Genomic DNA, 13,906 nt, shown 5'->3' with positions numbered 1-13,906 from the left:
CTGGCGCCGGTCGTGCGGGCCGCTCAGAACAGGGTGGCCTGCTGCTCGCGGTCGGCCGGGACGAGATCGGACAGGGTGACCGCCAGGGCCTCCAGCGGGGGGACCTCGGAGCGCTCGAGCAGCTCGGCCACCACCGACCGCAGCACCGCCTGCTGCGCGGTCGGCTCGGGCAGCCGGGCCCGGCGGACCAGCTGGGGGGCCCTCGGCGGGGCGCAGCAGCACCGCCACGACACCGGCCAGCAGCCGCGCCTCGACCGCCCGGTGGGCCACCCGCTCGACCACGACGTCGGCCAGCTCCGGGGGTGAGCGGTCCGGACGTCCCCAGCCGGCGGTCGAGGTCTCCGCGGTCAGCGTGCGACGGGCCCGGACGCCGCGCACGACCGCGTCGTCGGTGCCGTCGGCCATCTGCCGCAGCCGCCGGGCCATGGTGGTGCCGCAGAGGTCGTGCAGCTGGCGCGGGGGAAGCCGGTCCAGCTCGGGCAGGGTGGTGACGCCGACCCCCTCCAGCCGCGAGGACGTCCGCTCCCCCACGCCCCAGAGGTCGCGCAGCAGGGTGCTCCGCCGGACCCCGTCCTCCTGCTCGGGGGTGATCACGCCGAGCCCGTCGGGCTTGGCGGCCCGGGAGGCGGTCTTGGCCATCAGCTTCGTCCGCCCGATCCCGGCGGTGACCCCGATCCCCAGCTCCTCGCGCACCCGTCGGCGCAGGTAGCGGGCGAGCGCCTCGGCCGCGGGCCAGGACAGCGCCGAGGTGTCCAGGAAGGCCTCCTCCATCGAGCCGGGCTCCACCGCGGGGACCAGCTCGTCGAGCACCCGGAACAGCTGGTCGCTGACCTCCTCGACCTCCCCGGTGGGGATCGGGAGCACGAGCACCTCCGGGCAGCTGCGCCGGGCCTCGTGCAGGCTCGTGCCGGCCCGCACGCCGGCCGCCCGGGCCGGGTAGCTGGTGCAGGCGACCACCGGGTCGCCGACCACGACGGGCCGACCGGCCAGCCAGGGCCGGTGCCGGATGGCGACGGAGACGAAGAAGCAGTCGGCGTCGACGTGCACCAGCGGACCCCTCACCGCCCCATCGTCGCACCCGTGTTCGATTCCACACCTCCCCCACCCCGCCGGCCACCCGTCCCTACCACCCTTCCCGGACGCGCACCGCGCCCCGAGGCGGCGACGAGTGGCCAGTGGCCGCCATGCGTCGCCACGGACGTCCGCGAGACGACATCTCGTGGCGAGTCGCCACCTCGACCACCTGGGACAGGGGTCGGGCGGTGAGCCCGGTGCCGGGACGGCACGAGGAGCTGCTCCTGGCGAGAGGGTGGCCACGGCCGAGGACGTCGCCACGTCCGTCCCCGAGACGACGCCTGTCGGCCGGTGGCCGCGAGATGTCGCCACGGACGTCCGCGAGACGACGCCTCAGGGCGAGTCGCCACCACCACGGCCAGGGGGTCGGTCGGGAACCGGTAAAGGTCAGCCAGACCAGAAGGTGCTACAGTTCAGGTAAGGCTTAGAGTCAGTGAGACCTTAAGGAGGGCGCGTGTCGGAGCAGCGGGTGGTGCTGGCGGTCTCGACCGTCATCTTCGCGCTGCGCCCGCACCCCACCACCGGACGCCCGACGCTGTGGCTGCCGCTGGTGCGGCGGATCCGCGAGCCCTACCGCGGTCAGTGGGCGCTGCCGGGCGGACCGCTGCAGCCGGAGGACGACCTGGCCACCTCCGCCCGCCGGACGCTGGAGCGCACCACCGGCCTGGACCCGCACTACCTCGAGCAGCTCTACGCCTTCGGCGCCGTCGACCGCTCGGCCTGCGGGGACGGCCCGGGCTCGTCGGAGCGGGTGGTCTCGGTCGTCTACTGGGCGATCATCCGCCCGGACGAGGCGGCCCGCGCGGTCGACGGCGACAACGTGGAGTGGCGGGTGGCCGACGACGTGGTCGGACGCCCCGACGGCGACCAGCCGGAACCGCTGGCCTTCGACCACGGCACGGTGCTGCGCTACGCCCTCGCCCGGCTGCGGGCCAAGATCGGGTACTCCCCGATCGCCTACGCCTTCCTCACCGACGAGTTCACCCTGGCCGCGCTGCGCGAGGTGCACGAGGCCGTGCTCCAGCGCCCGCTCGACCCGGCGAACTTCCGGCGCCAGGTGCTGGCCAGCCAGGCCGTCGCCCCCACCGGCCGGCACCTCACCGGCACCAGCCACCGGCCCCCCGCGCTGTACCGGCGCGTCGTGGCCATCCCCTCGGCCGACCCCTCCCGGGTCACCGCACCGGCCGATCCGACCAGCCCCACCGAGCCCGACACCGAGGAGTGCGCATGACCTCCGTCCAGACCGTGATCGCCGCCGACCCGGAGGCCAGCTGCGACGCCGACCTCGCTGCCGGCCCCTGGGTCTTCGACCTCACCCCGGGCTACGGCCCCGGCGCCTCCGAGCGCGACACCCTCCCCGAGCCGGTGGTGCGCCCCGACCAGCTGCCCGCTGCCTACCAGCGGATGGACGAGGCCGAGCTGCACGCCCGGATCCGCGCGGCCAAGGAGACCCTCGGCGACCGGCTGGTGGTGCTCGGGCACTTCTACCAGCGCGACGAGGTCGTCCAGCACGCCGACTTCGTGGGCGACTCGTTCCAGCTGGCCAACGCGGCACTGACCCGCCCGGACGCGGAGGCCATCGTCTTCTGCGGGGTGCACTTCATGGCCGAGACCGCCGACATCCTGTCCGGGCCGGACCAGCACGTGGTGCTGCCCAACCTGGCCGCCGGCTGCTCGATGGCCGACATGGCCGACGAGGAGTCGGTCGAGGCGGCCTGGGAGGAGCTCACCGACCTGCTCGGCACCGAGCCCGACGCCGACGGCCGCCAGCCGGTGGTGCCGGTGACCTACATGAACTCCTCCGCCGCCCTCAAGGCGTTCTGCGGGCGGCACGGCGGGATCGTCTGCACCTCCTCCAACGCCGCCACCGTGCTGGAGTGGGCCTTCGAGCGCGGGCAGCGGGTGCTGTTCTTCCCCGACCAGCACCTGGGTCGCAACACCGCCAAGGCGATGGGGATCGGGCTGGACCGGATGCCGATGTGGGACCCGGCCCGGTTCCTCGGCGGGAACAGCGAGCAGGCTCTGCAGGACGCCGCGGTGATCCTGTGGCACGGCTTTTGCTCGGTGCACCGCCGCTTCAGCGTGGCCCAGATCGAGCGTGCCCGACGCGAGCACCCGGGCGTCAAGGTGGTCGTGCACCCGGAGTGCCCGATGCCGGTGGTCGACGCCGCGGACGCCGCCGGCTCCACCGACTTCATCCAGAAGTTCGTCGCCGCCAGCTCACCGGGGGACGTGATCGCCATCGGCACCGAGGTCAACCTGGTGAACCGGCTGGCCGCCGAGCACCCGGACCGGACCATCTTCTGCCTGGACCCGGTGATCTGCCCCTGCTCGACCATGTACCGCATCCACCCGGGCTACCTGGCCTGGGTGCTGGACGGCCTGGTGGCCGGCGAGGTCCGCAACGAGATCGTGGTCGACGCCGGCGTCGCCGCCGAGGCCCGGGTGGCGCTGGAGCGCATGCTCGCGGCGCTGCCCCGGTGAGCGCCGTGGACCGGCGTCCCCACCTGGTCGTGGTGGGGAGCGGCGTGGCCGGGCTGACCGCCGCGCTCGAGGCCGCGACCAGCCACCGGGTGACCCTCCTGACCAAGGCCGACCTCGACCAGAGCAACACCCGCTACGCCCAGGGCGGCATCGCGGTGGTGCACACGGCCGAGGACTCGGTCGCCGCCCACGTCCGGGACACCCTGGTGGCCGGGGCCGGGCTGAGCGACGTCGGGGCCGTCGAGGTGCTGTGCGGGGAGGGTCCGGACGCCGTGCTGGCCATGCTCGGGCGCGGCGTCGGCTTCGACCGGCTCGGCTCGGCCGGCCACTTCACCGGTGCCGCGGCCTCCGGGCCGGGCGACGGCGCCGAGCGCGGGACGGAGGGCACCGCTGCTCCCGCGGCGCTCCGACCGGGCGACGGGGCGGTGCACGACCCCTGGGCCGGTCTGGCGCACGGGCTCGAGGCGGCCCACTCGGCGGCGCGGATCCTGCACGCCGGCGGCGACGCCACCGGCGCGGCCATCGTCTCCGCCCTGCTGGCCCGGCTGACGGCGTCACCGGTGGTCGTGCGCGCCCGCACCACGGTGGGCGACCTGCTGGTCGAGGACGGCGTCGTGGTCGGCGTCCGGCTGCTCGACGGCGAGGAGCTGCGAGCGGACGCCGTGCTGCTGGCCACCGGTGGCGCCGGGCAGCTCTACCCCTTCACGACCAACCCCGCGGTGGCCACCGCGGACGGCGTCGCCCTGGCGCTGCGGGCCGGGGCGGTGGTCTCGGACCTGGAGATGTACCAGTTCCACCCCACCTCCCTCGACGCCCCCGGCAGCTTCCTGGTCTCGGAGGCGGTGCGCGGCGAGGGGGCGGTGCTGCGCGACGCCGACGGGTACCGGTTCATGACCGACGTCCACCCCGACGCCGAGCTCGCCCCGCGTGACGTGGTGGCCCGTGGCATCGCCACCCAGATGGCCCGCCACCCCGGACGTCCGGTGGTGCTCGACGCGACGGCGCTGGGTTCGGCGTTCCTGGCCCGACGGTTCCCGACCATCGACGCCGCCTGCCGCCGACTGGGGTTCGACTGGGGTCGCGAGCCGATCCCGGTGACCCCGGCCGCGCACTACGCCATGGGCGGGGTCCGCACCGACGGGTGGGGGCGCACGTCGCTGCCGGGGCTGCTGGCCGTCGGGGAGGTGGCCTGCACCGGGCTGCACGGAGCGAACCGGCTGGCCTCGAACTCCCTGCTGGAGGGGGCGGTTTTCGCCACCCGGGCCGTCCGCGGTCTCCGCGACGGCGCCCCGGCTGAGCCCTGGGACGCGGGCTGGGCCGAGCCCGCCCCGTTCACCGTGACCGAGCGACCCGACGCCGTCCTCCCCACCCGGGCCGACCTGCAGCAGCTGCTCTGGCGCTCCGCCGGGCTGGTGCGCGACCGGGCTGGGCTGGAGGAGGCGGCCGACGTGCTGGCCGGCTGGCGCAGCCCGGAGGCCACCGACGCCAAGAGCGCCGAGGACGCCAACCTGGTGCTGGTCGGACGCGCCCTGGTCGCCGCCGCCACGGCCCGCACCGAGTCCCGCGGCAGCCACCACCGCCGCGACTTCCCCAGCCCCGACTCGACCCAGGCCGTGCACCGCAGCCTGGTGCTGGACGAGGCACCGGCCGGCAGAGGCGGTCACCCAGCCCGACGGCGTCCCGCCTCGGAGCCGACCGTCGGGCTGGCGGACCGGTTCCGCCCGGCACCGGTCGCGAGGAGCCCCCGATGATGCTCGACCGGACGGCCGTCGAGGCCGTGGTGCGGATGGCCCTGGCCGAGGACGCCCCCTACGGCGACGTGACCAGCGAGACCCTGGTGCCGGCCGCCACCCTGGCCGACGCCGTCCTGGTGGCCCGGGAACCCGGGGTGATGGCCGGGGGCGCGGTGTTCTCCTGCGCCCTGACCCTGCTGGACGAGCGGGTCGAGGTGGAGGTGCTGGTCGCCGACGGCAGTCGCTTCGCCGCCGGGGAGGTGCTGGCCCGCGTGCAGGGGCCGGCCCGCTCGGTGCTGCGCGGGGAGCGGGTCGGGCTCAACCTCGTCCAGCGGATGAGCGGCATCGCCACCCTGACCGCCCGCTACGTCGAGGCCGTCGCCGGCACCGGGGCCCGGGTGGTCGACACCCGCAAGACCACGCCGGGGCTGCGGGCGCTGGAGCGGCACGCGGTGCGCGCCGGGGGCGGGCACAACCACCGCTCCACCCTGTCCGACGCGGTGATGGCCAAGGACAACCACCTGGCCGTGGTCGAGGACATCACCGCCGCCCTGCGCTCGGCCCGGGAGCGGCTGCCGCACACCATGCACATCGAGGTCGAGGTGGACTCCCTGGACCAGCTCGACGCCGTGCTGGCCGCCGAGCCCGACACCGTGATGCTGGACAACTTCACCCTCGAGGACCTCCGCACCGGGGTGGAGCGGGTGGCTGGACGGGCCCTGGTCGAGGCCAGCGGCGGGATCACCCTGGACACCGTGGCCGAGGTGGCGGCCACCGGGGTCGACATCATCTCCGTCGGTGCGCTGACCCACAGCGTCCGGGCGCTGGACCTGGGGCTCGACGTGGTGGTCGGCCGGTGAGCGGGCCGGTGGCGACGTCCCCGATCACGACAGGGGCGTCACTTCTGCACCGACGTCGGTGCACGACTGACGCCGGAGCGGGCACCACTGCCCGGGCGGCGTCGGGCGCGGACGAGCCGTCCTGGTGGCGGTCCACCGGGAGCGCAGCGGGTCGCCCGGTCCCGCCCGGCTCGGTCGCGGGAGCGGTGACGATCCGGCACGGACATCGGTGCTGGATCGTCACCGGTCGTGGCCGGCTCGTCGGCACAGCGCGGGGGACCACGCGACAGGAGCCGGCCCGGTGGTGACCTACCTCGACGAGGCGGCGACGTCCGCGGTCCGCCGCGAGGTGTTGGAGGCCATGTGGCCCTGGCTGACCCGCGACTTCGGCAACCCGGCGAGCCACCACGAGGTCGGCGCGACCGCCCGTCGCGGCCTGGACGACGCCCGGGCCCGGATCGCCCGCGCGCTGGGTGCCCGTCCCGGTGAGATCGTGCTGACCTCCGGCGGCACCGAGGCCGACAACCTGGCGGTCAAGGGCATCGCCCTGGCCGACCCCCGGGACCGGCACGTGCTGGTCTCGGCGGTCGAGCACCCGGCCGTGCTGGAGTCCGCGGCCTGGCTGGGCCGGCTCGGGTTCGAGGTCGAGGAGCTCCCGGTGGACGCCGACGGCACCGTGCAGCCGGAGGTCCTGGCCGCCGCGCTGCGCCCCGGCACCACCCTGGTCAGCGTCCAGCTGGCCAACAACGAGGTGGGTACGGTGCAGCCGGTGGCCGAGCTGGCCGCGCTCTGCGCCGAGCACCGCGTGCCCTTCCACACCGACGCCGTGCAGGCCGCGCCGTGGGCCCGCCTCGACGTCACAGCCCTGGGCGTGCAGGCGCTGACCGTCTCCGGTCACAAGCTGGGGACACCGAAGGGGGTCGGGGCGCTGTGGGTGCAGCGCCGCCTCCGGCTGGAGCCGCTGGTGCACGGCGGGGGTCAGCAGCGCGGCCTGCGGTCCGGCACCGAGGACGTCGCCGCCGCGGTCGGGCTGGCCCGGGCGCTGGAGCTCGTCGACCCCGACGCGGCCGCCGCCACCGCCACCCGGCGCGACGCGTTCGTGGACCGGGTGCTGGCCTCGGTCCCCGGGGCCCGGCTCACCGGTCACCCGACCCGACGCCTCCCCGGGCACGCCTCCTTCGTGCTGCCCGGGACCTCTGGTGAGTCGGTGCTGGTCGACCTGGACGCCCGCGGCGTGGTCTGCTCCTCCGGCTCGGCCTGCGCCGCCGGCAGCAGCGAGCCCTCGCACGTACTGACCGCGATGGGTCTGGACGCCGACACCGCCCAGACCGCCGTCCGCTTCACCTTCGGTCCCGGCACCACCGACGCCGAGCTGGCCGCCGCCGCCGACACCCTCGCCGAGGTCGTGGTCCCGAGGAGCTGAGCCCGCTCCCGAGTGCACTCCTGCTGCGGACTCGCCGCAGGGGTGCACACGCTGCGCCCGTTCCGCGGTCAGCTGCGGCTCGGTCCGTCCCGCGCCGGTCAGGGCGGACGAGCCCCTGATCCGAGGGGCGGCAGCACCTTGACGGGCCCGGAGAACCGCACCAGGATGGCCTGAAACGATTCAGCGTCCCGTCGGGTCCTCGTGGTCCCGACCGGGTCGCGGCCGTCCATGACACCGAGGGAGTTGTCAGATGCCCGTCTCCGTGGCACCCACCGACCTGCGCGTCGAGCACCACCCCGTCCACCCCGACCGCCCGTTGCTCGGCCTCGGCACCCCCCGTCCACGGCTGTCCTGGATCGTGCCGGAAGCCCCCGAGGGCTGGGCCCAGCAGCGCTACGAGGTCGAGCTGGACCGCGGCGGCGCGACGTCGCGTGCCGTGGTCGACTCCGAGGAGCGGGTGCTGGTGCCCTGGCCCTCCACCCCGCTCGTCTCCCGCGAGGCGGTGACGCTCCGGGTCCGGGTCGAGGGTGGCTCGGGGTGGAGCGGCTGGAGCGAGCCGGTGCAGGTCGAGGCGGGGCTGCTGTCCCCGGAGGACTGGCAGGCCACCTTCGTCAGCCCGGTCGGGCTCGGGGAGCGGGGGACGCCGGCCCCGGTGCTCCGCGGCACGGTGGACGTCGAGGGCGAGGTGGTCCGGGCCCGGCTGCACGTGACCGCGCACGGTCTGCTGCAGGCCGAGCTGAACGGGACCCCGGTCGGGGACGAGGTGCTCGCCCCCGGCTGGACCAGCTACGACCACCGGCTGCGGTACCGCACCCACGACGTGACGGCGGCCGTGCGCGGCGGGGCCAACGACCTCACCGTCGCCCTGGGCAACGGCTGGTACCGCGGACGTCTCGGCTCGGCCGGCGAGCACTCCTTCTGGGGGGACCGGCTGGCCCTGCTGGCCCAGCTGGAGATCACCACCGCCGACGGCACCACCACGGTGCTGCCCACCCACGAGCACTGGCGTGCCGGGAGCTCCGGCATCCTGGCCGACGACCTCTACGACGGCCAGCGCACCGACCTGGCGGCGCCCGCCCCGGTCTTCGACGCCCCGGTCGAGACGGTGCCCGGGGACCTCGGCCGGCTGGTCGCCGCCGACGGACCGCCGGTGCGGGTGGTGGACCGGCTGCCGGCCGTCTCGGTCACCACCTCCCCCGGCGGGGCCACGCTGGTCGACTTCGGCCAGAACGTCGTGGGCTGGGTGCGGCTACGGGTGCGGGACGGACGTCCCGGCCAGGAGGTGGTGCTGCGGCACGCCGAGGTGCTGGAGCACGGCGAGCTGGGGGTGCGGCCGCTGCGCTCGGCCCAGCAGACCGACACCTGGCTGCTCTCCGGCGGGGAGGAGGTGTGCGAGCCCACCTTCACCTTCCACGGGTTCCGCTACGTCGAGGTGAGCGGGGTCGAGTCGCTCCGCGCCGAGGACCTGGAGGCCGTCGTGATCAGCTCCGACCTCCCCCGGACCGGATGGTTCTCCTCCTCCTCCGAGCTGCTGGACCGGCTGCACGAGAACGTGGTCTGGGGTCAGCGGGGCAACTTCGTCGACGTCCGCACCGACTGCCCGCAGCGCGACGAGCGGCTCGGGTGGACCGGGGACATCCAGGTCTTCGCCCCGACCGCCACCTTCCTCTTCGGCTGCGGCGGCTTCCTCACCTCGTGGCTGGCCGACCTGGAGGCCGAGCAGGGTGAGGACGGCTCGGTCCCCTTCGTGGTGCCCGACGTGCTGCGGGACCGGCCCCGCTCGGCCGCGGCCTGGGGCGACGCCGCCGCCATCGTCCCCTGGGTGCTCTACCAGCGGCTGGGTGACGTCGGGATCCTGGAGCGGCAGCTGCCCAGCATGCGCGCCTGGGTCGACCACGAGGTCGAGCTCGCCGACGACGACCTGGTCTGGCGCCGGGGGTTCCAGTTCGGCGACTGGCTGGACCCCACGGCCCCGCCGGACGACCCCGCCGCCGCCCAGGTCGACGCCGACCTGGTGGCCACCGCGCACCTGGTCCGCTCCGCCGAGATCGTGGGTCTGGCGGCCGCGGTGGTGGGCCAGCAGGACCTCGCCGCCCGGTACGACGACCTGGCCGCCCGGGCCCGCCGCGCCTTCGCCGACGAGTACGTGACCCGGAACGGGAGGGTGATGAGCGACTCCCCCACCGGCTACGCCCTCGCGCTGGAGTGGGCCCTGCTGCCCGAGCCGGAGCAGCGCACCGCCGCCGGACGCCGGCTGGCCGACCTGGTGCGCTCGTCGGGCTTCCGGATCTCCACCGGTTTCGTCGGCACCCCGCTGATGACCGACGCGCTGACCTCGGTGGGCGAGCTGGACGTCGCCTACCGGCTGCTGCTCCAGACCGGGTGCCCCTCCTGGCTCTACCCGGTGACCATGGGCGCCACGACCGTCTGGGAGCGCTGGGACTCGATGCTGCCCGACGGCACCATCAACCCCGGCCAGATGACCTCGTTCAACCACTACGCCCTCGGCGCGGTCGCGGACTGGATGCACCGCACCGTCGCCGGCCTCGCCCCCGACGCCCCGGGCTACCGGCGGATCCGGATCGCGCCCCGCCCGTACGCGGCGCTCACCAGCGCCTCGGCCCGTCACCGCACGCCCTACGGCACCGCGGAGGTCTCCTGGCGGCGCGAGGGCGGCCGGCTGCGGGTCAGCGCCACCGTGCCGGTCGGCAGCACCGCGGTCGTCGACCTGCCCGGGGAGGCGGGAGGCACCGAGGTCGGCCACGGCCGTCACGAGTGGGACGTCGCCGACCCCGTCGCCGCGGCCGCCACACCGCGGACCGTCCGGGAGCTGGTCGACGACACCCGTCGCTGGGAGGAGGTCATCGCCCTGACGCGGACGGTCGGGGTCGACGAGCCGATGGTGGCCACCAGGCTGGCGCCCTTCCTCGACGAGCCGGTCACGGCCGTCCCCGACCTGCTGGCCACGTCCCTGCGCCACCACGGCGGCCCTCGGATCCGGGCCGACCTCGAGCGGCTGCTGGCTGCCTGAGGGGGCCTCGGCGCCGGCTCGCGACCGCGTGCACGGCGTCGGCATCCGTCCCAGACCCTTGACGGGAGCACCTCGATCACCAACGATGAGGCCAAGTGCCCTGAATCGTTTCAGGCTCGATGACGACGAAGTCATTGGAGGAACCATGAAGTCCATGCGTGCACGACGAGCCCCCGCCACGGCCCTGGCGCTGCTGGCGACCGGGGCCCTGGCCCTCAGCGCCTGCCAGGCCGGCGACCTGGGTTCCGCGGACGGAGGTGGCGGGACGGCCAGCACCACCATCACGTTCCTGACCGGGAACGAGGAGGTGGACATGCTCATCGCGGACGGCCTGATCGAGGGGTTCACCGCCCAGAACCCCGACATCGCCGTCCAGGTCGAGACCCGCCCCGGTGGCGGCGAGGGCGACAACATCGTCAAGACCCGACTGGCCACCGGCGACATGCCGGAGGTCTTCGGCTACAACTCCGGCTCCCTGTTCCAGGCCATCAACCCCCAGCAGAACCTGGTCCCGCTGACCGACGAGCCCTTCATCGACGGGCTCGACCCGACCTTCACCGAGGTCGTGACCGCCGGCGAGGACGTCTACGGGGCCCCGATCGGGACGTTCCGCTCCGGTGGGGTGCTCTACAACGCCAGGATCTACGAGGAGCTCGGGCTCGAGGTGCCGACGTCCTGGGACGAGTTCATGGCCAACAACGCCGAGATCAAGGCCGCGGGGATCGACCCGGTGATCCAGTCCTACCAGGAGACCTGGACCTCCCAGCTGTTCGTGCTGGGCGACTTCCACAACGTGGCCGCGGAGTCCCCGAGCTTCGCCGAGGACTACACCGCCAACCGCGCCAAGTACTCCGAGGAGCCGGCGGTGCGGGGGTTCCAGCACATGCAGGAGGTGTACGAGGCGGACTACCTGAACAGCGACTTCGCCTCCACCAGCTTCGCCCAGGGCCTGCAGAAGCTCGCCGAGGGCGAGGGCGTGCACTACCCGATGCTGACCGACGCGGTCTCCAACATCGCCGCCGCCCAGCCCGACCGGATCGACGACGTCGGCTTCTTCGCCCTCCCCGGGGACGACCCGGCCAAGTACGGGGCCACCGTCTGGGCTCCCAACGCGGTCTACATCCCCACCACGACCGAGGGGGCGGAGCTGGAGGCCGCCAAGGCGTTCGTCGCCTTCGTCGCCAGCGAGGAGGGCTGCCGGGCCCAGGCCGAGGCCGCCGCCCCCGGTGGTCCGTTCGCGGTGACGGCCTGCGAGCTGCCCACCGACGTCCCGCGGGCCGTCCAGGACCTGATCCCCTTCTTCGACGAGGGCAACGTCACCCCGGCCCTGGAGTTCGCCTCACCGGTGAAGGGCCCGGCCCTGGAGCAGATCACCGTCGAGGTGGGCTCGGGGATCCGCTCGGCCGAGGACGGCGCCGTGCTCTACGACGAGGACGTCCAGAAGCAGGCCGAGCAGCTGGGGCTGCCGGGCTGGTGACCACGGGCAGGGGCGGCCGAGGCCGCCCCTGCTCCCCCACCCCCCGCAGGTGCCCCCGCCGGGGCCGTCCAGGAGGAGCTCGATGACGAGCCTTGCCACCACCAGGGCGCTGATGCGCCGCCGCCAGACCACCGCGACCCGAGGTCACGGCGCGCTGTACCAGAAGCACGCCTACCCGCTGTGGTTCCACATCCCCTCCGCCGTCCTCTTCGTGGTCCTCTTCGGGGTGCCGACCGTGGCCGCGTTCTTCTTCAGCCTGACGCGGTGGACGCTGTTCGACTGGGAGTTCATCGGGATGGCGAACTTCGCCCGGTTCTTCGCCGAGCCCGCCCTGGTCCGGGGGCTGACCAACACCCTGGTCTACGCGGTGGTCACCTCGGGCTCGAAGGTGGTGCTGGGGCTGCTGCTCGCGGTCCTGCTCACCGCCCCGATCCTGGCCCGTGGCCTGCTGCGCTCGATCGTCTTCTTCCCGGTCCTGGTCAGCACCGTGGGCGTCGGTCTGACCTTCACCGTGCTGATGAACCCGACCATGGGGGTGATCAACACGACGCTCGCCGCGGTCGGGATCGAGGGTCCCGGCTGGCTGGTGGACCCGAGGCTGGCCCTGCTCTCGATCGCCTTCGTGGACGTCTGGAAGGGGGTCGGTCTGGCCACCCTGATCTTCATCGCCGGCATCGTCTCGATCCCCTCGGAGTACCACGAGGCCGCCCGGGTCGACGGCGCCACCGCCTGGCAGCGCTTCCGCCACATCATCCTGCCGCTGTCCCGGCCCGCCACCGCCACCGTGATCACGCTCTCGCTGATCGGCGGGCTCCGCTCCTTCGAGCTGATCTGGGCGATGACCCGCGGGGGACCCGGGTTCACCTCCGACGTGATCGCCTCGGTGATCTACAAGCAGTACCAGGCCGGCTTCTACGGCCTGTCCACCGCGGGCAACGTGGTGCTGTTCCTGCTGGTCACCCTGATCGTGCTGCCCCTGACCTGGTTCCTCAACCGGCGGGCGGTGGAGCTGTGAGCAAGACACCGGGTCGCGTCATCGGCATCGTCGCCCTGGTGGTCTTCTCCCTGGTCTTCGTGGTGCCCTTCCTGTTCATCCTGGTCACCGCGATGAAGTCCCGGGCCGAGGCGAACACGCTGCAGTTCAGCTGGCCGAGCGAGATCTTCTTCATGCAGAACCTGGTCGAGGTGGTCCAGTTCCGCGACTACATGCTGCTGATCGCCTTCATCAACAGCACGGTGCTGACGGTGGTCAGCGTGGCGGTGATGGTGGTCCTGGCCGCCATGGTGGCCTTCGTGGTGCAACGCCGGCCGAGCCGGATCAACTGGCTGGTGAACCTGACCGTGATGGCTGGGCTGATCATCCCCCCGGCGGTGGTGCCCACCATCTGGGTGCTGCAGGGGCTCGGGCTCTTCCGCACCATGCCGGGGCTGATCCTGATCGAGATCACCTTCGGGCTGTCCTTCTGCGTGCTGCTGTTCCGCGCCTTCGTGGCCTCGATCCCCCGCGAGCTCGACGAGGCGGCCATCGTGGACGGGGCCGGCCCGCTGCGGCTCTTCTTCACCGTGGTGTTCCCGCTGCTCCGCCCGGTGATCATCACCGCGGTGGTGGTGCAGTCGGTCAACGTCTTCAACGACTTCGTCAACCCGCTGTACTTCCTGCCCAGCCACCCGACGGTGCAGCTGACCCTCTACAACTTCAACGGCCAGTTCGCCCAGCAGTTCAACCTGCTGTTCATGGACATCCTGCTGATCACCATCCCGCCGCTGATCATGTTCATCTTCTTCAACCGCCAGATGGTGGCCGGCATGACCTCCGGCGCGGTCAAGGGCTGACCCGGCCGGAGG

Annotated in this window: 10 protein-coding genes and 1 pseudogene; 9 read left to right on the top strand and 2 right to left on the bottom strand. The window is 73.8% G+C overall.

The features are described 5' to 3' along the window. Positions 1-23: 23 nt before the first annotated feature. A complete protein-coding gene (locus BLT52_RS05070) occupies positions 24-233 on the bottom strand; it encodes a DinB/UmuC family translesion DNA polymerase (protein ID WP_090591241.1) in 210 nt (69 codons plus the stop codon). Positions 234-630: 397 nt separating this feature from the next. Further along, positions 631-1,047 (bottom strand): annotated as a pseudogene (locus BLT52_RS21825) (Y-family DNA polymerase); the annotation flags it as partial. Between the two features lie 481 nt (positions 1,048-1,528). Between BLT52_RS21825 and BLT52_RS05055 the strand changes: the two are divergent. From BLT52_RS05055 to BLT52_RS05015, 9 genes are all read left to right on the top strand, one after another. Further along, positions 1,529-2,305: an NUDIX hydrolase gene (locus tag BLT52_RS05055; protein ID WP_157676984.1), complete on the top strand. Its 777-nt coding sequence runs from the start codon at positions 1,529-1,531 to the stop codon at positions 2,303-2,305. Beyond that, positions 2,302-3,558 carry a quinolinate synthase NadA gene (gene nadA / locus BLT52_RS05050; protein ID WP_090591237.1) on the top strand — a complete coding sequence of 419 codons (1,257 nt, stop codon included), beginning with the start codon at positions 2,302-2,304 and terminating at the stop codon, positions 3,556-3,558. The genes BLT52_RS05055 and nadA overlap by 4 nt, the downstream gene beginning before the upstream one ends. After that, entirely contained in the window at positions 3,555-5,309 is a 1,755-nt protein-coding gene (locus tag BLT52_RS05045) for an L-aspartate oxidase (RefSeq protein ID WP_231946506.1), read from the top strand. The genes nadA and BLT52_RS05045 overlap by 4 nt, the downstream gene beginning before the upstream one ends. Next, positions 5,306-6,151, top strand: a complete 846-nt coding sequence (nadC, locus tag BLT52_RS05040) for a carboxylating nicotinate-nucleotide diphosphorylase (RefSeq protein ID WP_197679195.1) — start codon at positions 5,306-5,308, stop codon at positions 6,149-6,151. Before BLT52_RS05045 ends, nadC begins: the two co-directional genes overlap by 4 nt. Before the next feature lie 280 nt (positions 6,152-6,431). Continuing rightward, positions 6,432-7,553, top strand: a complete 1,122-nt coding sequence (locus tag BLT52_RS05035) for a cysteine desulfurase family protein (RefSeq protein WP_231946505.1) — start codon at positions 6,432-6,434, stop codon at positions 7,551-7,553. Positions 7,554-7,803: 250 nt separating this feature from the next. Beyond that, on the top strand, positions 7,804-10,584 hold the full coding sequence (locus BLT52_RS05030; protein ID WP_090591235.1) for a family 78 glycoside hydrolase catalytic domain: 2,781 nt from the start codon (positions 7,804-7,806) through the stop codon (positions 10,582-10,584). 154 nt (positions 10,585-10,738) lie between these two features. Continuing rightward, positions 10,739-12,061, top strand: a complete 1,323-nt coding sequence (locus BLT52_RS05025) for an ABC transporter substrate-binding protein (protein WP_197679194.1) — start codon at positions 10,739-10,741, stop codon at positions 12,059-12,061. A gap of 82 nt (positions 12,062-12,143) precedes the next feature. Next, a complete protein-coding gene (locus BLT52_RS05020; protein ID WP_090591230.1) occupies positions 12,144-13,076 on the top strand; it encodes a carbohydrate ABC transporter permease in 933 nt (310 codons plus the stop codon). Beyond that, positions 13,073-13,894, top strand: a complete 822-nt coding sequence (locus tag BLT52_RS05015) for a carbohydrate ABC transporter permease (RefSeq protein ID WP_231946504.1) — start codon at positions 13,073-13,075, stop codon at positions 13,892-13,894. The genes BLT52_RS05020 and BLT52_RS05015 overlap by 4 nt, the downstream gene beginning before the upstream one ends. Positions 13,895-13,906: the final 12 nt, after the last annotated feature.

The sequence above is a fragment of the Auraticoccus monumenti genome (genome assembly GCF_900101785.1).
Taxonomy (GTDB): domain Bacteria; phylum Actinomycetota; class Actinomycetes; order Propionibacteriales; family Propionibacteriaceae; genus Auraticoccus; species Auraticoccus monumenti.
This window is presented reverse-complemented; position numbering and strand designations above follow the sequence as displayed.